This is a genomic window from Sphingosinithalassobacter tenebrarum (assembly GCF_011057975.1).
Lineage (GTDB): Bacteria > Pseudomonadota > Alphaproteobacteria > Sphingomonadales > Sphingomonadaceae > Sphingomonas > Sphingomonas tenebrarum.
In genome coordinates, this window is record NZ_CP049109.1 from 1,766,397 (window position 1) to 1,784,489 (window position 18,093).

General features: G+C 65.9%; 17 protein-coding genes and 1 tRNA gene. 3 read left to right on the forward strand and 15 right to left on the reverse strand.

All coding sequences use genetic code 11. The annotated features are described in order from the left end of the window. Window positions 1–98: 98 nt before the first annotated feature. From G5C33_RS08665 to G5C33_RS08685, 5 genes are all read right to left on the reverse strand, one after another. Window positions 99–344 (reverse strand): acyl carrier protein, encoded by a 246-nt coding sequence (locus tag G5C33_RS08665; RefSeq protein WP_165326842.1) that lies wholly within the window; start codon window positions 342–344, stop codon window positions 99–101. A 74-nt stretch (window positions 345–418) separates the two neighbouring features. Further along, on the reverse strand, window positions 419–1,327 hold the full coding sequence (locus G5C33_RS08670; protein ID WP_165326843.1) for an NAD-dependent epimerase/dehydratase family protein: 909 nt from the start codon (window positions 1,325–1,327) through the stop codon (window positions 419–421). Window positions 1,328–1,475: 148 nt separating this feature from the next. Further along, window positions 1,476–2,606 carry a glutamate 5-kinase gene (proB, locus tag G5C33_RS08675; protein WP_228275254.1) on the reverse strand — a complete coding sequence of 377 codons (1,131 nt, stop codon included), beginning with the start codon at window positions 2,604–2,606 and terminating at the stop codon, window positions 1,476–1,478. Continuing rightward, a complete protein-coding gene (gene obgE / locus G5C33_RS08680; RefSeq protein ID WP_165326845.1) occupies window positions 2,603–3,667 on the reverse strand; it encodes a GTPase ObgE in 1,065 nt (354 codons plus the stop codon). Before obgE ends, proB begins: the two co-directional genes overlap by 4 nt. A 421-nt stretch (window positions 3,668–4,088) precedes the next feature. Then, the gene (locus tag G5C33_RS08685) at window positions 4,089–4,676 is read right to left on the reverse strand and encodes a TetR/AcrR family transcriptional regulator (RefSeq protein WP_165326846.1); all 588 of its coding nucleotides are present in this window, start codon (window positions 4,674–4,676) and stop codon (window positions 4,089–4,091) included. Window positions 4,677–4,727: 51 nt separating this feature from the next. On the opposite strand from G5C33_RS08685, the gene G5C33_RS08690 reads away from it, so the two are divergent. Together G5C33_RS08690 and G5C33_RS08695 are read left to right on the forward strand one after the other, a co-directional pair. After that, window positions 4,728–5,585 (forward strand): metal-dependent hydrolase, encoded by an 858-nt coding sequence (locus G5C33_RS08690; protein WP_165326847.1) that lies wholly within the window; start codon window positions 4,728–4,730, stop codon window positions 5,583–5,585. 47 nt (window positions 5,586–5,632) lie between these two features. Further along, window positions 5,633–6,694 (forward strand): NAD(P)H-dependent flavin oxidoreductase, encoded by a 1,062-nt coding sequence (locus G5C33_RS08695; protein WP_165326848.1) that lies wholly within the window; start codon window positions 5,633–5,635, stop codon window positions 6,692–6,694. 4 nt (window positions 6,695–6,698) lie between these two features. On the opposite strand, the gene G5C33_RS08700 is transcribed toward G5C33_RS08695, so the two are convergent. The 4 genes from G5C33_RS08700 to hspQ form a co-directional block, all read right to left on the reverse strand. Next, window positions 6,699–7,259 (reverse strand): GNAT family N-acetyltransferase, encoded by a 561-nt coding sequence (locus G5C33_RS08700; RefSeq protein WP_206518661.1) that lies wholly within the window; start codon window positions 7,257–7,259, stop codon window positions 6,699–6,701. A gap of 183 nt (window positions 7,260–7,442) precedes the next feature. Next, window positions 7,443–7,712, reverse strand: coding sequence for a 50S ribosomal protein L27 (rpmA, locus tag G5C33_RS08705; RefSeq protein WP_165326849.1), 270 nt, complete (start codon window positions 7,710–7,712; stop codon window positions 7,443–7,445). Between the two features lie 31 nt (window positions 7,713–7,743). Beyond that, window positions 7,744–8,115 (reverse strand): 50S ribosomal protein L21, encoded by a 372-nt coding sequence (rplU, locus tag G5C33_RS08710; protein WP_165326850.1) that lies wholly within the window; start codon window positions 8,113–8,115, stop codon window positions 7,744–7,746. 130 nt (window positions 8,116–8,245) lie between these two features. Next, window positions 8,246–8,626 (reverse strand): heat shock protein HspQ, encoded by a 381-nt coding sequence (hspQ, locus tag G5C33_RS08715; RefSeq protein WP_165326851.1) that lies wholly within the window; start codon window positions 8,624–8,626, stop codon window positions 8,246–8,248. Window positions 8,627–8,761: 135 nt separating this feature from the next. Here hspQ and G5C33_RS08720 point away from each other — a divergent pair. Further along, window positions 8,762–8,851: transfer RNA gene (locus G5C33_RS08720), tRNA-Ser, on the forward strand. A 155-nt stretch (window positions 8,852–9,006) separates the two neighbouring features. Here G5C33_RS08720 and G5C33_RS08725 read toward each other — a convergent pair. The 6 genes from G5C33_RS08725 to G5C33_RS08750 all read right to left on the reverse strand — a co-directional run bounded on the left by G5C33_RS08725 (window position 9,007) and on the right by G5C33_RS08750 (window position 18,062). After that, on the reverse strand, window positions 9,007–10,128 hold the full coding sequence (locus G5C33_RS08725; protein ID WP_165326852.1) for an ABC transporter permease: 1,122 nt from the start codon (window positions 10,126–10,128) through the stop codon (window positions 9,007–9,009). A gap of 1 nt (window position 10,129) precedes the next feature. Next, complete coding sequence (rbbA, locus tag G5C33_RS08730; protein ID WP_407698069.1) at window positions 10,130–12,901, reverse strand: ribosome-associated ATPase/putative transporter RbbA; 2,772 nt, start codon at window positions 12,899–12,901, stop codon at window positions 10,130–10,132. A 4-nt stretch (window positions 12,902–12,905) separates the two neighbouring features. Beyond that, window positions 12,906–13,997, reverse strand: a complete 1,092-nt coding sequence (locus tag G5C33_RS08735; RefSeq protein ID WP_407698070.1) for an HlyD family secretion protein — start codon at window positions 13,995–13,997, stop codon at window positions 12,906–12,908. Continuing rightward, window positions 13,994–15,403, reverse strand: coding sequence for an efflux transporter outer membrane subunit (locus G5C33_RS08740; protein WP_228275255.1), 1,410 nt, complete (start codon window positions 15,401–15,403; stop codon window positions 13,994–13,996). The genes G5C33_RS08735 and G5C33_RS08740 overlap by 4 nt, the downstream gene beginning before the upstream one ends. Before the next feature lie 173 nt (window positions 15,404–15,576). Continuing rightward, complete coding sequence (locus tag G5C33_RS08745) at window positions 15,577–16,200, reverse strand: response regulator transcription factor (RefSeq protein WP_165326855.1); 624 nt, start codon at window positions 16,198–16,200, stop codon at window positions 15,577–15,579. After that, window positions 16,197–18,062 (reverse strand): PAS domain S-box protein, encoded by a 1,866-nt coding sequence (locus G5C33_RS08750; RefSeq protein ID WP_407698071.1) that lies wholly within the window; start codon window positions 18,060–18,062, stop codon window positions 16,197–16,199. Before G5C33_RS08750 ends, G5C33_RS08745 begins: the two co-directional genes overlap by 4 nt. Between the last annotated feature and the right edge of the window lie 31 nt (window positions 18,063–18,093).

Here is an 18,093-nt window from a genome sequence, read left to right on the forward strand (position 1 = left end):
GAGCCTGTCGAGATGGCGTGTCGAGAACCGGCTCTGCGTCTCGACTTGGGTTCTCGGCAAGCTCGAACCTGCGCTCGACACGAACGGGATGATCAGAATCAATCCTGCTTCAGCTTCTGCACGGCATCGACCAGCTGGCCGACCGTTTCGATCTCGGCCTGCATGTTCATCGTGATGAGAATATCGAACTCATCCTCGATAGCCGCGACGAAATCCATCACGGTCAGGCTGTCCCATTCGAGATCGCCGGCAAAGGTGGTGCTCTCGGTCAGCGCGACGCCCTTCTTGTTGAACGGCTCGATCTGCGCCTTGACGGTTTCGAAAACTTCCTGACGGTCGCTCACTGTAGTTCCTTGAAATGCCTCTCACCGGCCCGTGCCAAGCAATTACGGCGGCCTTTGGGCGTAGAAAGCTAATCCTATAGCAGCCCCTGCGCGCGATACCATGCCGCAGTGCCCGCAAGCCCCTCCGGCGTGGCGACTTTCGGCCGCCACAGTTGCGCTGGGGGACGCTTTTCTGCGTCGATCACCCAGTCTTCATGGCAGAAATAATCGACGCGGTCGGGGGTCAGCTTGGCCTTGTCGCCGCGGAACAGGCGGTCGCCGCGCGCGGCGAGCATCATGATCGGGCGGGGGAGGCCGATCGCCTTCACTTTCCGGTCGACCGCCACCCCGATGGCCCTGGCGAACTCGGCATGGCTCCAGCCGTCCGCGCGGCCGTCATCGGCGTCGAACGTCATCCCGCCCATGCCGTCAGCCAATGCCAGCGCAAGCAGCAGACGACCGAGATCGCCGACTTCGATCACCGAGAGGCGCCCGCCCGGCGGGGTGAGCGCCAGTCCCTTCGCCGCCAGCTTGAACAATTCGAGCATTTCGAAATCGCCCGGGCCGTAGATGGCGGGCGGTCTGACGATGCTCCAGTCGAGACCTGAGGCATGAACCAGCTTGTCGCCCTCTGCCTTCGACCAGCCATAGGTGGAGAGTTCGGGCTCGCGCGCGGCGAGCGAGGAGACATGGACGAAGCGAGTAACGCCGGCGGCCTTCGCGGCGGCGATCATGTTCGCCACGCCTTCGATATTGCCCTGAACGAAGCCTTCGCGGGTGGGCGCGTTCACCACGCCCGCAACATGGATCACTGCGTCGGCGCCGGACATCAGCCCGGTGAGCGATCGGGTGTCCGAAAGCGCGCCGGAGACCCAGATCACGCCGTCACGCGCGGGCTGTTCACGCCGGGTGAGCGCGCGGACCTGATGGCCGGCCGCCAGTGCCAGATCGATCAGCTTGCCGCCGACGAACCCCGTGCCGCCGGTAAGGGCGAGCACGCTCACTCTCCCCTCCCTGTAAGGGAGGGGCTGGGGGTGGGTGTACGGCCCGCAGGGGCGTGCGCCGCGACCGACGTTGAAGCCGAACCTTTCGGTTCGGCACCCACCCCTAACCCCTCCCTGGAAGGGAGGGGGATGGAGCGGGAACGATCAATCACAGCACCGCCATATGGCTGCGATGCACCAGTGCCGAGCGCGGGGCGTAGCCCAGAATGGCCTGCACATCCTCGCTGCGCCGGCCAACGATGCGGCAGGCGTCGGAATAGTCATATTCGACGAGCCCACGTGCCACCTTGTTGCCCTTGGCATCGAGGATCAGCACCAGATCGCCGCGCGAAAACTCGCCTTCGATCCGCAATGCACCGGCGGGAAGCAGGCTCTTGCCGTTCTGCAGCGCGGCGACCGCGCCCTTGTCGATCGTGATCACGCCTTCTTCGGTCAGTCCGCCCGCCAGCCATGCCTTGCGCGCGCCGTGCGTGCCTTCGCCGTGGAAGACCGTGCCGTGGCCGGTGTCGAAGAAATGCTTGAGCGCATGATCGTCATGGCCGCTGATGATGGCGAGATCGATGCCCGCGCCCGCGGCGATCTTGGCTGCCTCGATCTTGGAGAGCATACCGCCCGAGCCCATGCCCGAAGAGGATTTGCCGTCCGCCATCGCCTGGATCCTGTCGTCGATTTCGGCGACCACCGGGATCAGCTTGGCATCGGGATTGCTGTGCGGATTGGAATCGTACAGCCCGTCAATGTCGGAAAGCAGAATAACGCCGTCGGCTTCGGCGGCCTGCGCCACGCGCGCGGCCAGCCGGTCATTGTCGCCGAAGCGAATCCGCTCGGTCGCGACGGTGTCGTTTTCGTTGATGATCGGGATGACGCCGAGCGACAGCAGCCGGTCGAGCGTCGCCGAGGCGTTGAGATAGCGCCGCCGGTCCTCGAGATCGCCCAGCGTCACCAGCACCTGCGCAGCCTGCAGCTTTTCGTTGTCGAGCACGCCGGCCCAGACCTGCGCCAGCGCGATCTGGCCGCGCGCGGCCGATGCCTGCGCGTCTTCAAGGCTGTTGCGGCCGCCGCCCGGCAACCCCAGACGCCGCGCGCCGAGCGCGATCGCGCCGGAACTGACCACGGCGATCTGCTGGCCGGCGCGCATGCGTTCGGCAATGTCGGCGGTGAGCGTTTCCAGCCATTCGCGGCGGACTTCGTCGTCCGCGCCGACGAGCAGCGCCGAGCCGACCTTGATGATCAGCCGCGGGCAGCGGGCAGGGGAGAAACGTTCGGCGTTGTCGATCATGCTAGCGGAGACCATTGGCGCGGTTCGTCGTCCTCTTCATTGGGTTGTTCGTCGGCCGGCAGACTCGAGTCCGCCGGACCGATGGACTCGATCAGCTTATCGAGCACCGCATCCACTCCCGCGCCGGTCGCGCCGGAGATCGGTATTATCTCAGCGCCGCTGGCTTCACGAAGTTCCGCGGAAATCGCTTCGGTCAGCTCCTCGTCGAGCAAATCGGTCTTGTTGAGCGCGATTACCTGCGGTTTTTCCGTCAGGCCCGCGCCATAAGCCGCAAGCTCGTCGCGGACGATGCGATATGCTTCGCCGACATCCTCGCCATTGGCGTCGATCAGGTGCAGCAGCACGCGGCAGCGTTCGACATGGCCCAGGAAACGGTCGCCGATCCCCACGCCGTCGGCGGCGCCTTCGATCAGGCCGGGAATGTCGGCGATCACGAATTCGCGGCCCTTGTGGCTCACCACGCCGAGCTGCGGGCGCGTGGTGGTGAAGGCATAGGCGCCGACCTTCGCCTTGGCATTGGTGACGGCGTTGATGAACGTCGATTTGCCGGCATTGGGCAGGCCGACAAGGCCCGCATCGGCGAGCAGCTTCAGCCGCAGCCATACCCAGGCTTCTTCGCCCGGCCATCCGGTGCCGTGCTGGCGCGGAGCGCGATTGGTGCTGCTCTTGTAGCTGGCATTGCCGCGCCCGCCGTCGCCGCCGCGCAGGAAAACGGTGCGCTGGCCGACGCGAGTCATGTCGACCAGCAGGCTGCGCTCCTCGTCATCGGCCAGGATCTGCGTGCCCACCGGCACCTTGATCACCAGATCCTTGCCGCCCGCGCCGGTCCTGTTGACACCGGCGCCGCCCTTGCCGCGCGGGGCGCGGAAATGCTGGGTATAGCGGAAATCGATCAGCGTATTGAGGCCGGGCACGGCTTCGAACACGATGTCGCCGCCCTTGCCGCCGTCGCCGCCGTCGGGGCCGCCATATTCGATGAATTTTTCACGGCGAAAGCTGACCGCGCCCGGGCCGCCATGGCCCGAACGGACAAAGATTTTCGCCTGATCCAGAAAATGCATGGCGCGCGATGTAGGGGCGAACGGGGCAAAGGGCTAGGGGCCAAAGGGCTTCGAGGGCGTGGGACTTTCCAATTCCTCCCCGAGCTGGCTCGGGGAGGGGGACCATCGCGCAGCGATGGTGGAGGGGCCCGGAGCGAAGCGGAGGGAATAGCCGCTGGTGTTGCGCAGTGCCCCTCCACCACCGGCCTGTGGCTGGCGGTCCTTCTCCCCAAGACAAGCTCGGGGAGGAATGGAACCTTCGAATGCATTCCCGCCGATTCGTCCGTCCCATCCCGCTCTCCAAAAAAACCGCGCAAATGCGTGCCAAGTTCGCAGTGTGTCGCGACGTAACGCGCGCGCGAGCGCGCCTGCGTGCGCCCGCGCGGGAGGCTGACGATTCTACGGAACGTAATGAGAACAGGCTTTGTAGGACAGCGAAAAATCAGGGGTCCGGGTGGAGCGGCGCGGCCAGCAGCGCTTCGGTTGCGAGTTCGCGCGCGGTTCCGCGCGGCAGTCCCAGCGCATCGGCCATCGGTGCGCCGAGCAGCGCATCGCCCAGCGCCATCAGCACCAGATGCAGTGTTTCCCTTTGCAGCGCTTCGCCGTCATGCTGGTGATCCGCCGCGATCATGTCGACCAGCCGGTGGATCGAATCAAGAATGGGATCGAGCGCGTCGCGATTACCCGACAGGATCATCCAGCTCGCCAGCGCGCCGGCGCCCTGTTTGTCGAACGCGTCGAAAGTCAGGTCGACCACTTCGCGCGGATTGCGATCGCCGTCGCGGGCGCTCAGAATCGCCTCGCCCACGCGCGCGGTGACGCTTTCGCCGATATTCTCCGCCAGTGCCTTTTGCAGCCCCGCCGCCGACCCGAAATGGTGGAGCAGATTGGCATGTGTTCGCCCGATCCGCGCAGCCACCGCCTTGAGTGTCACCGCCTGCGGCCCCGCCTCGATCAGCAATGCGCGCGCGGCTTCGAGCGCGGCATCCCGCGATTCCTCCTGCGACAGGCGCTTTCTCGCTATTGACATGAATGTAAGTAAAGCCTAATTCCCCAACCGGCTATTTTCTGGAGGAAACGCGTGCCGAAAGCAAAGACTCCGGCCGATCTGACGATCACCCCGCGCGACCGCCGCTTCGGCCGCGATACCGCGCAGCGCCGCTGGTGGTTGAACGGCGATCCGATTGCGACGGCCTTCTACAATGCGCTGTCTGTCACCTTTCCGAAGGGGGAGGGGTTTTTCATCGACAGTGTTCGCAGGTTCCGCGAAGGCACGCCGCCGCGGCTGCAGGCCGAAATCGCCGCATTCACCAAGCAGGAAGTGATGCACACGCGCGAGCATGTCGCGTTCAACCGGCATGTGACCGGCGAGGGCTATGATATCAGCTCGCTCGAGGCCGATGTGCAGGAGCAGATCGACCTCGCCAAGTCGCGTCCCGAAATCGCCAGCCTGGCCGCGACGATGTGCCTTGAGCACTTCACTGCGATCCTTGCGCACGAATTGCTGGCGAACCCGAAGCACCTCGCGGGCGCCGATCCCGAGGCGGGCAGGCTGTGGCGCTGGCACGCGCTCGAGGAGATCGAGCATAAGGGCGTCGCCTACGACACCTGGCTGCACGCGACGCGCGACTGGAGCCGTTGGCAGCGGTGGAAGGTCAAGTCGATCGTCATGCTGCACACCACGTACCGCTTCGTGCGCGGGCGCAAGCGCGGCATGCTCGAACTGCTGCGACAGGACGGGCTCACCGGTCCGCGCGTTGCGTGGCGGCTCTTCTGGTACGCGTTCGGCAATCCCGGCATGGGGCGCAAGATTCTGGGCCAGTGGCTCGCTTTCTTCATGCCCGGCTTCCACCCCTGGAATCACGACGATCGCACGCTGATCGGCAAGGCCGAAAGCGATTATGCAGACGCGGTGCTGCCGGATACGGCCGCGGCCTGAACGTTCGCGCTTGCGGCGCCGTCCACGCCGCGCCAGATAGCGCGGCGATGGATTTGCGCGACGGATTTGGGCTGACGGTGCCGCTGGTGCAGGCGCCGATGGCGGGTGTTTCAACGCCGGAGCTGGCTGCCGCCGTATCGAACGCGGGTGGGCTGGGATCGATCGGAGTCGGCGCCGCCGATGCCGAGGGTGCGGGGCGGATGATCGCCGAACTGCGGGCGCGCACCGACCGGCCGTTCAACGTCAATCTGTTCGCCCATGCCGCGCCCGCCGAGGATAGCGGGCGCGAAGCCGCGTGGCGCGAGACGCTGCGCCCGATATTCGCCGAGTTCGGCGCCGAGCCGCCGGAAAGGTTGCGCACCATTTATACCAGCTTCGTCGACGACCCGGCGATGCTGAAAATGCTGCTCGCGCTGCGTCCACCGATTGTCAGCTTCCATTTCGGCCTGCCGCCGGCCGAGGCGATCGCGGCGCTCAAGCGCGCTGGCATCTGCCTGCTCGCCTGCGCGACCAGCCCCCAGGAGGCGCGCGCCGTCGCCGATGCCGGGATCGACATGGTCGTCGCGCAGGGTATTGAGGCCGGGGGACATCGCGGCGTCTTCGATCCCGACGCGCGTGACGATGCGCGGGGCACGATGGCGCTGACGCGGCTGCTGGTGCGGCAGGGGGCACTGCCCGTCATCGCCGCGGGCGGGATCATGGACGGGGCGGGGATTGCCGCCGCGCTGTCGCTCGGCGCAGTGGCCGCGCAGCTCGGCACGGCCTTTGTCGGCTGCCCCGAATCATCGGCGGATGCGGCCTATCGCGAAGCGCTTGCCGGGCCCGGCGCCGCGCATACGCAAATGACGTCGCTGATCTCCGGCAGGCCCGCGCGGGCGCTGCCCAATCGGTTCACGGCGCTGGCGGCGGCGATAAGCGGTGCGAGCCCGCCCGATTATCCGCGCGCCTATGACGCGGGCAAGGCGCTCAACGCGGCAGCAAAGACGCAGGGCGAAACCGGATTCGGCGCGCAATGGGCGGGGCAGGGCGCGCCGCTCGCACGATCGATGCCCGCCGCGAAGCTGGTTGCCCTGCTTCGCGACGAACTGGCGGCGGCGCTCGGGCGTTAAGCCGTCACGCCGCCATTCGAACGTCGTCGGGATCGTCTCCCGTCGCCTTTTCCGCAGCCATATCGAGCGTGTAGCGCGCGCAGGGGGCTTCGGTGCCGCGTCCGCGCGAATGGATCTGCCGGACTTCGCCCGTTGCCTTGAACCCCAGCTTGCGCAGCACCTTGCCCGATGCGGGATTGTCGAGGAAATGGCCGGCTTCGATGTGGCGCACGCCCATCGCGCGGACGGCGGCGAGCACGCCGCGCCCCGCCTCGGTCGCATAGCCGCGGCCCCAGGCATCGGGGGTGATCCAATAGCCCAGCTCATGCATCGCGCCTTCGAGCGGTTCTACGCCGATCATGCCGACGATCCGCACTCCGGCATTTTCATGCGCGAGGATCAGGAAGCGGCTGACCATCGGATCGGTCCAGCCCGCCAGAAATTCCTCCGCATCGCCAAGCGCATAGGGCCAGGGCGCACGCGAGATGTTCTTCACCACGCTTTCATGCCCAATCGCGCGGGCGAGTTCCGGCGCATCCTCGATCCAGCCGGGCCGCAACATCAGTCTCTGCGTACGCACGAACATGCCGACTCTCCTCAGTCGTTTGCGGCCGCCCATGACGCATCGCCGTGACGCGCCGGTTGCAGTCCGCAGGGGAGGGAGCATGAAAAAAGGGAGACCGGGGCGGACCCGTCTCCCTTTTTTCGGTCTGGTTCGGCTGTCGAACCCGGGTCTGCCCTGGTGGGCAACCCGGTTGGTCGCCCGATGTTACTCGGCGGCTTCCGCCATCGCGTCTACCGAAATGAATTTGCGGCCAAGCTTGCCCTGCTTGAACGAGACACGGCCGTCGGTGAGCGCGAACAGGGTATGGTCCTTGCCGATACCGACGTTCGTGCCCGGATAGAATTTGGTGCCGCGCTGACGCACGAGAATGTTGCCGGCGATGACGGCTTCACCACCGAACTTCTTCACGCCAAGGCGCTTGGATTCCGAATCGCGACCGTTACGCGACGAGCCGCCTGCTTTCTTATGTGCCATGAGTGACTACTCCTCAGATCTCAGTTGCGGCTCAGGCTTCGGCGGCCGGAGCTTCGGCTTCCGGCGCGGCGTCGGCCTTCTTCTTGGCGGCAGCCTTCTTCTTCGCTTCGCCGATCGCAGTGATCTTCAGGATCGTGTGCTGCTGGCGATGGCCGTTCTTGCGGCGATAATTGTGGCGACGACGCTTCTTGAAGACGATCACCTTCTCGCCCTTGGCCTGCGCGATGATTTCGGCCGAGACGGTCAGGCCGTCGGTCGGCTTCAGGTCGCTGCCTTCGCCGGCGAGCAGCACATCGTCCAGCGTGACCGACGAACCGGCCTCACCGTCGAGCTTCTCGACCACGATCTTGTCTCCCGCGGCAACGCGATACTGCTTGCCGCCCGTGCGCACCACTGCGAACATCGGTTTTTCTCTTCTTCAAACTGCATGTGCCCGCGAAGACATGGGTCTCCGCAGGAGGAAGGGGGCGGGTAAGCGAACGGGGCGGTTAAGTCAACCGTCCGTGCCGCGAATTTAGGTCGATATCATCGCCTCAGTGGCGATGGACGCGCTTGAGCTGATAGCGGCCGCCGGCAAAGTGATCGAACAGTCCGCTGATCGCGGGGTGCTCCACGGGTTCGTCGCTGCCGTCGACTTCCAGATTCTGCTGGCTGACATAGGCGACATAAGCCGAATCCGGGTTTTCGGCGAGGATGTGATAGAAAGGCTGATCCTTTGCCGGGCGGGCATCTTCCGGGATCGCCTCATACCATTCCTCGGTATTGGCAAAGACCGGATCGACGTCGAAGATCACGCCGCGGAAATCGAAGAGCCGATGCCGCACGACATCGCCGATCGAAAAACGCGCATGCGCGACTGGCGGCATGGGAACGCCCGTTTCGAGCGAATCGCCCGTGGTAAAAACGCGGGTCATGTCCTTAATCTAGGCATTTCCCGCCCGGGCACAAGCGCCGGGGCTTGCGGACCGTCCCGCTTCGGGCTAATGGCCCGCCCTCCAACGACCGGCGCGTTTGATTTGCCAGGCGAATCGCACGCGCTACCGCTTCGCGGAGAGGTGGCAGAGAGGTCGAATGCGCCGCACTCGAAATGCGGTTTACGGGCAACCGTAACGTGGGTTCGAATCCCACCCTCTCCGCCATTCTTTATGCGCTACCGCCTTCGACTGCTTGAGTGCGGGGGCCGAGTGCGAGCTTCGTCCCGAACGCTCCGCAAATTTATGAAGGCCTGTCGCCTGCGCGTGTGAAGCGGCGCTGTGCATGGCTGCTCCCGGCGGCGCTCGTCCGCCGCGAATCATCAGCCATTGGCGATCATCTTGCGGAAACGCCCCAGCGCGATCGCGAAGAACAGCGCGCCGATGGCGGCGCTGGCGAGCAATTGCGGCCAGACAACATCGAGCCCCGCGCCGCGGAACAATATCGCCTGGCCCAGTTCGACGAAATGCGTGGTCGGCGCGGCGAGCATGACGGTCTGCACGAACTCCGGCATGTTCTCGCGCGGGGTCGTCCCGCCGGAGAGCATCTGGAGCGGCAGCAGCACCAGCACCACCAGCATCCCGAATTGCGGCATGTTGCGCGACAGCGTGGCCATGAAGATGCCGAGCGAGGTCGTCGCGAACAGGACAAGCGCCGCTCCGGTGAAGAACAGCGGCAGCGACCCGGCGACGGGGACGCCGAGCAGCCCGCGCGCGACGAGGTTGAGCGACAGCGCCGAAGCGACCAGCACCACCATCCCCATCGACCAGATCTTGGAGATCATGATCTCGGCGGGCGTCACCGGCATCACCAGCAGATGCTCGATCGTGCCGTGCTCGCGCTCGCGGATCAGCGCCGCGCCGGTGAGGATGATCGACAGCATCGTGATCTGGTTGATGATCTGCGACAGGCTGCCGAACCAGCTCTTGTCGAGCGTGGGGTTGAATCGCGCGCGTTCCTCGAGCCGCACGCGCGACGCGGCGTCGCTGCCCGAGCCCAGAAAGGTCGCGACTTCGCCGAGCACGATCTGCTGGATATAGCCGCTGCCGGCAAAGGCCTGCGACATGCGCGTCGCATCGGTGTTGAGCTGGATCTCCGCGCCGCGATTCGCCAGCACGTCGGCCTGAAACTCGGCGGGGATGTGCAGCACGAAGGTATAGATGCCCGCATCCATCCCCGCGTCCATCTGCGCCGGCGTGATCATTTCGGGCGGGCTGAACTGCGGCGGATAGAATGCCGAGACGATGCGCTGCGAGAGCGGCGAATGATCCTCGTCGACAATGGCGATCGCGGCATTGTTCATCGTTTCGGGCATCGACGACGCCGAACTGTAGACGGCGAAGGTGAAGGTGAAGACGATCAGCACGAGCATGATCGGATCGCGCCACAGGCTCCACAATTCCTTGATGCCGAGCCGGTAGATGTTGGAGAGCGTCTGCCGCATCCTATCGCTCCTGTTTCCTGAGCAGCAGCACCGCCGCGCCCATGATCACCGGGACGGCCAGCGCCAGCGGCACGAAGGATCCGATCAGATCGCCGAACCCCAGCGCCTTGCTGAAGACGCCCTTGCTGATCGTGAACATGTGGCTGGCGGGATAGATTTCGCCGATCGTCCGCCCGGCGCCCTGCAGCGAGGAGACCGGATCGATCATCCCGCCAAAGGTCGTCGCCGGGATCAGCGTCCCCACCATCGCCAGGAACAGGGCGGCGATCTGGCTCTTGGTCATCGCCGAGGCGAGCAGCCCCATTCCCGTCGCGATCACCGAGAAGATCAGGCCTGCGAGCAGCAACGCCAACAGGCTGCCTTTCAGCGGCACGCCGAACAGGAACACCGCCATCAGCAGCATCAGCAGGAAATTGACCATCGCCAGCGCGACATAGGGAAGCTGCTTGCCGAACAGGAACTCGCTGCGCCGCACCGGAGTGACGTAGAGGTTGATGATCGATCCCATTTCCTTTTCGCGCACCACGGCGAGCGCGGTGAGCATGGCGGGCAGCATCAGCAGCAGCAGCGGGATGACCGACGGCACCATCGCGGGGAGACTTTCGACATCGGGATTGTAGCGGAAACGGTTTTCCACCGATACGCGCCCCGTCGTGGCGCTCATGCCCTGCATCCGCGCCTGGGTGGCGAGCCAATGCTGGTGCAGCCCCTGGAGATAGCCCTGCACCGTTTCGGCGCGCTGCGGCATCGCGCCGTCGAACCAGGCGCCGATCGCTACCGAATCGCCGCGCATCACGTCACGGCCGAAGCCGGGCGGAATCTCGATCGCCAGCGCCAGCTCGCCGCTGCGCATCCGCTTGTCGAGATCGGCATAGTCGCGGATCGGCGGCTGTTCGACGAAATAGCGCGATCCGGCGATATCGAGCTGATAGTTGCGGCTGATCTGGCTCTGGTCGTGATCGAGCACGGCATAGCGCAGGTCGCTCACATCCATGCTGATGCCGAATCCCATCACCAGCAGCAGGATCACCGATCCTACCGTCGCCAGAGTCGCGCGCAGCGGATCGCGCTGCACTTCCAGCGCCTCGCGCCAGACATAGCTGAGCATGCGCTGCAGGCTGAACCCACGGGTGACGCGGGGCTGCGCATCCGTCGCGACAAGGGCGGGCCCCTCGGTCTCGGACCCGGTGTCGCCACTCGTATCGGGGTCGGGCGCCGCTTCGCCGCCCGCTTCGACCAGATAGCCGATAAACGCTTCCTCAAGCGACGCTGCGCCGCGCTTTTCCACGAGATGCGCGGGAGCGTCGCTGTCGAGCACCTTGCCGGCATGCATCATCGACATGCGATCGCAGCGCTCGGCCTCGTTCATGAAATGGGTGGAGATGAAGATCGTCACCTTGTCGCGCCGCGACAGTTCGACCAGCAGCCGCCAGAAGGCGTCGCGTGCGACCGGATCGACGCCCGAGGTCGGTTCGTCGAGGATCAGCAGTTCGGGCTTGTGCACCATCGATACCGCGAGCGAGAGCCGCTGGCGCATGCCGAGCGGCAATTTCGGCGGCAGCTCTTCAAGCACGCGCTCCAGCCCGAACCGCTCGACCATTTCGGCGACGCGATCGGGTATCGCTTCGGGCGGCACATGGAACAGCCGCGCGTGGAGCTCCAGATTCTGCCGGACGGTGAGTTCGGAATAGAGCGAGAAGGACTGGCTCATATAACCGACGCGCCGCCGCGTATCGATGTCCTTGGGGTCGACTTCGTTGCCGAACAGCCAGGCCTGGCCCTCGCTCGCCGGGAGCAGGCCGGTGAGCATCTTCATCGTCGTCGTCTTGCCGCAGCCGTTCGAACCCAGAAAGCCGAAGATTTCGCCGCGCCGGATGCGGAAATCGACATGGTCGACCGCCGTGAAATCGCCGAACCGCTTGGTGAGATTTTTCGCCTCGATCGCGATATCGTGATCGTCCGCGTCGAGCGGCGGAATCACAACCGGCTCATGGCCGCGCTTCTTCTCTTCGGGCAACAGCGCGACGAACGCGGTTTCCAGATTGTCGCTGCCGGTGCGTGCAAGCAGCTCGGCGGGCGTGCCGCTCGCGAGCAATTGCCCGTCGTCCATCGCGTAGAGCCGATCGAACCGCTGCGCCTCGTCCATATAGGCCGTCGCGACGATGACGCTCATCGCCGGGCGTTCAGCGCGGATAGTGTTGATCAGATCCCAGAATTGCGCGCGGGCGAGCGGATCGACGCCCGTGGTCGGCTCGTCGAGAATGAGCAGGTCGGGATCGTGGATCAGCGCGCAGCACAGCCCCAGCTTCTGCTTCATGCCGCCCGACAACTTCCCGGCCGGGCGGTCGAGAAAGGGGAACAGTCCGGTGCTGCGCGTCAGGCTGTCGATCCGGCGACGGCGTTCGCCGGTGCCGTGCCCGAACAGCCGGCCGAAAAACTGCAGATTTTCCTCGACCGACAGAGTGGGGTAGAGATTCTTGCCCAGCCCCTGCGGCATATAGGCGATGCGCGGGCAGATGGCGTCGCGGTGGCGGGCATCGGCGATGTCGCCGCCCAGAACCTGCGCGCTGCCCTCGCGAAAGGCGCGCGCACCCGCGATGATCGCAAGCAGGCTCGACTTGCCGACCCCGTCCGGGCCGATCAGCCCCGCCATCGTTCCGGCGGGAATGTCGAGATCGATGCCGTGCAGCGCCTCGGTCTTGCCGTAGTGCAGCGTCAGCCCGCGCACACAAACCACGGCGCGGGCATCGTCACTGGCCGCGTGCAGCGTCACGCATTCACTCCCCGACCGGATTCGCCAGTTCCTCCGGCCAGGCGGCATCGGGATCGACCCGGACATAGGCCATGCCGGGCAATCCGGTCTTCACATGCGCAATGTTGCGGCGCAGCAGCTCGGGCGCGATCTTGGCCCGCACGCGGAACATCAGCTTCTGGCGCTCGCTTTCGGTCTCGACTGTCTTGGGCGTGAATTGCGCGATATCGGCGACGAAACTGATTTGCGCCGGAATCGTGTATTCGGGTGCCGCGTCGAGCACGATCCGAACCTCGCTGCCCATGCCGACCCGGCCCGCCACGGTTTCGGGCAGGAAGAAGGTCATATAGACGTCGGAGAGGTCGGCAAGGTTGACCACGGGCGATCCCGCGCCGACGACTTCACCCGGCTGCGCGACGCGATATTGCACGCGCCCGGCGCGCGGAGCACGCAGCACGCTGTCATCGATATCGGCGGTGATCCGGGCAAGTGTGGCGCGCGCGGCATCGACATTCGAAAGCGCGCCGGTCACCTGACTGCGCGCAGTGGTGATCGCCGAATCGATCGCTCCGAGCTGTGCTCGCGCGGCATCGACAGCCGCTCGTGCGCCTTCGACGCTTGCGGCGTCGTCGTCGCGTTCCTGCATCGATGTCGCGCCTTCCTGCGCCAGCGTTTCCGAGCGCGCCAGCCGCTTGCGCGCGGCGCCGAGTTCCGCCTGACGCTGACGCAGCGCGGCAACCGAGGCGGCGCGCTCGCTCTGCCGCTGCGCGACCTGGCTACGCGCGGTATCGACTGCGGTGCGTGCCCGGGCGAGCTGTGCCTCGGCCTCGGCACGCTGCGCCTCGAGAACGGCGACGTCCATCCGCGCGACGGGATCGCCCGCTTTCACCAGATCGCCTTCATCGACCAGGATTTCGCTGATCCGCCCCGGCGCCTTGGCCGCGACGTTGATTTCGACCGCTTCCAGCCGGCCGTTTCCGCTGACGATGCCCGGCGGCAGTTCAGCCGGCTGCATCAGGCTCCAGATAAGATAGCCGACCACCACCGCCGCGACTGCGATCGCGCCTCTCACCAGCCATTTTCTGCGTCCGGTTTCCATTGCGACCTGCCTCGTCATTCTGTTGTTTCCTCGAATGCGGCGTCGGCGGGAAAGCCGCCGCCCAGCGCCGCATAGAGCGCGACCACGCTCGCCATTTGCGCACGACGCAGCTGCACCAGCGCCTGTTCGGCGTCGAACAGCTCGCGCTCGGCATCGAGCACTTCGAGATAGCTCGACCGGCCATTGTCGAAGCGCAACTGCGCCAGCCGCGCGCGCTCGCGCTGCGCATCGACCAGCGCCCGCGCGGTATCGAGCTGCAGCCCGATCTGGCGGCGGCGGACCAGTGCGTCGGATACGTCACGAAACGCCTGCTGTACCGTCTGTTCGTAGCGCGCGACCGCTTCGTCACGCCGCGCGTGCGCGACGCCCAGATTGCCGCGTAGCTGACCGCCGTGAAAGATCGGCAGCGTGATCTGGGGCGCGAAGCTCCACCCTTCGATCCCGTCGCTGAACAATCCGTCGAGATCGTCGCTGATCAGCCCATAGGCACCGGTCAGCCGGATGTTCGGAAAGAACGCCGCGCGCGCCGCGCCGATATCGGCATTGGCGGCGCGCAGCTGATATTCGGCGGCGATCACATCGGGCCGGTTCACCAGCAGATCCGACGGCAGGCCGGTCGGCAGCGCCACCGGCGCGATCGCCACCGCATCGGGTTCGGCGTCGAAATCGATCGGGCCGCCGCCGACAAGTAGCGCCAGCGCGTTGCGGTTGATCGCGCGATCCTGTTCGAGCGCCTGGAGCGCCTGCTCGGCCTGCGCCAGCAGGATGCGCGCGCGCGCCACGTCGAGCCGCGTCCCCGCGCCGACTTCGTGGCGGCGCCGCATGATGCGCAGCGCGTCGGTGCGATTGGCGATCGCCTGGCGCGCGAGCGCGACACGCTCGGCATATTCGCGTTCGAGCAGATAGCCGTTCGCCACTTGCGCGATGATTCCGGTCGCCACCGCCCGCCGCGATTCCTCGCTGGCGAGAAAGCGCGAAGCGGCCGCATCGCGCAGATTGCGCAGCCGGCCCCAGAAATCGATTTCCCAGCCGGCGCTCAGCTGCGCGCTCACTTGACGAACGTCGATCGGCTGGGTGCCGACACCGGGGAGGGTGAAGATCGACTGGCCGCGCTGCCCGCTGCCGACCGCGTCGAGCTGCGGGTAGAGCGGGGCGCCTTCGATCCGCCACGCCGCGCGCGCCTGGGCGACATTGGCAGCGGCGATGCGGATATCGTGATTGGCGGCCAGCGCTCGCCCGATCAGTCCGCGAAGCGCCGGATCGCGGAAAAAGTCCTGCCACCCGACGGTTGCGGCCGTGGAAGCGGCGCCGTCCGCGCCGGCATAGTGCGCGGGCAGTGCAGTGGCGGGGCGCGGGCTATCGGGAGCGAAGTTGCACGCGGAAAGTGCCAGAAGCGCACACAACGCCGCTGCACGTCCCGTCAAGGGCGCTTTCGTGCCTCGGTTGTCGTTCATCCATCGGTCTCATATCTCTTCGCAGTTGCGGAATCGATATCGTGACCAGCAGAACGATTCTACGCGTTACTTTACTTAGCGGTCCCGATTCTGCAGCTGCGATATGCAGGGCTGTCGCCAGCCTGCCGGCAGGCAGGCGCCGTTCATTCGGTTTCCTTGCCCATGCCCGCCGCAAAAGCGACACGCAGCGCTTCGGCAAGGCTGCGCGCGCCGAGCTTCGTCATCACATTGGCGCGATGCACTTCCACCGTGCGCGGCGAAATGCCCAGATCATAGGCCACGGTCTTGTTGGGATAGCCGCGTGCGAGGAGGTCGAGCACTTCGCGCTCGCGTTCGCTCAGCGCGCCCAGCATCCGTTCGGCGTCGTTTTCGCGGTCGAGTGCGTCGTTGGTCGCGTCGATCCGTTCAAAGGCGCGGCCGATCGCGTCGAGCAGCGCGTCGTTGTCGAGCGGCTTTTCGACAAAATCGACGGCGCCCGCGCGCATCGCCCTGACCGCCAGCGTCACATCGCCATGCCCGGTGATCAGGATCACCGGCATGCGCACACCGCGCTCGTTGAGCATGCGCTGCACCTCGAGTCCGTCCATTTCGGGCATACGGATGTCGAGCAGGATGCAGCCCGGATCGACCTGGCCGACCTGCTTGAGGAATTCGACGCCCGAGGGCCAGCTCTGTACCGCATAGCCGGATGTCTTGAGCATGAAGCCCAGGCCCTTGCGAACGGCCTCTTCGTCATCGATCAAGTGGATCAGCCGCTTGTCGGTCATTCCAGCATATCCTCGGTAGCTCGTGTCAGAGTGAAGTGAAAAACCGCTCCGCCATGCACGCCCGGTTCCATCCATATCCGCCCGCCATTGGCTTCGACGATGGTGCGGCAGATGGAAAGGCCCAGACCCATGCCGTCGGTCTTGCTGCTGTTGAAGGCGCGGAATAGATCGGCGGCGATTTCCGGCGCAACGCCCGGTCCGGTATCGGCGACGGTGACGCGCACGAATTCGGCGTCCTGAATGGCGGTGGAAACCGTCAGTACGCGCTCGGGGGAATCGGCCATCGCTTCGATCGCGTTGCGCATCAGGTTGATCAGTACCTGCTGCACCTGCACCTTGTCGGCCAGGACCGGGCTGGCCGCGGGATCGATGTCGAACCGCTCCTCGACCCCTTTTTCGCGTGCGCCGATCAGCGCCAGCTTGCCGGCTTCGGCGACGAGCGCCGGAAGGTCCTCCACGCTTTTTTCCAGATCGCCGCGCGCGACGAACTCGCGCAGACGGCGGACGATCCCTCCGGCGCGCATCGCTTCCTCTGTCGCCAGGTCGAGCGCTTCCTCGATCATCGCGCGATCATCAGCGTCGGGATTCTCGCCGCCGAGCAGGTTGCGTGCGCCGCGGACATAGCTGACGACTGCAGTGATCGGCTGGTTGATTTCGTGCGCCAGCGTCGACGCCATCGTACCCATCGCGCTCAGCCGCGCGGCGTGGATCAGCTCCTGGCGCAGCGCGTCGATCCGCGCTTCGGCCTCCTGCTTGTCGGTGAGGTCGCGGATGAACCCGGTGAAGACGCGCGCGCCTTCGGTAATCGCTTCGCCGACGGCGAGTTCCATCGGGAAGGTGGAGCCATCGGCGCGCTTTCCGGTCACGGTCCGTCCGATGCCGATGATCCGCTTCACGCCCGTGAGCAGATACTGGCGAATATAGTCGTCATGCTGCTCCTGCTCGGGCGACGGCATCAGGCGGCTGACATTGGTGCCCAGCATTTCGGATTCGGTGTAGCCGAACAGGCGTTCCGCCGCCGCGCTGAACGAAAGCACGCGGCCTTCCTCGTCGATCACGATCATCGCATCGGGCACGGTTGCCAGGATCGACTGGAACTGGTTGAAATTCTCCTGAAGCCGCCGCTCGGCGGCGCGCTCGGCGGTGATGTCGCGGATCACCTTGCCGAACCCACGCAAGTCGCCCGACTTGTCGTGGAGCGCGGTGATCGTGACATGGGCGAAGAATTCGGAGCCGTTCTTGCGCAGTCGCCAGTCTTCCTCGGTGAACCGCCCCTCGGCGCGCGCGCGATCCAGGTCGCGCTGCGGCTTGCCGTCCGCCACGGCGGCGGCCGGATAGAACATCGCAGTATCGTGGCCGACGACTTCGGCCTCGCGCCACCCCTTCATCCGTTCGGCCGCGCTGTTCCAGAGCGTCACCCGGCCTTTGGGATCGAGCATGTAGATCGCATAGTCGCTTGCGCCGTCGAGCAGCAGGTTCAGCTCGTCCGCCAGTCCGGCGGCCTGTTCGGCGCGGGCCTGTGCCCGCGACCGCAGCCGCGCGATATGATGGACGACCCCTATGATCACCGCCGACGTCGCGGCGAAACCGAGCATTTCGGCAAGGCCCTCGGGCAGGCGCGCCCAACCGGCCAGCATCACGGCGACCGCCGAAAGCAGCGCCGCCAGTATCGCGGCGCGCGTACCCGCGAACACGCCCGCCGCGAGTACCGCGGCGGCGAAGAAAAGATAGTGGCTGTGTTCGTGGAGCCAAGGCGCGAATGCGGAGCGGATCAGCGCCGCCAGAACGACCGCGCCGGCGGCGACGGCCAGCCGCGCGAAAAAGCCCGCAAGCGAACGCGCCGTGATCGCGCGCCTCAGCACGTCATCGGTTTCAGGCGAGGGCGCGTGCGAC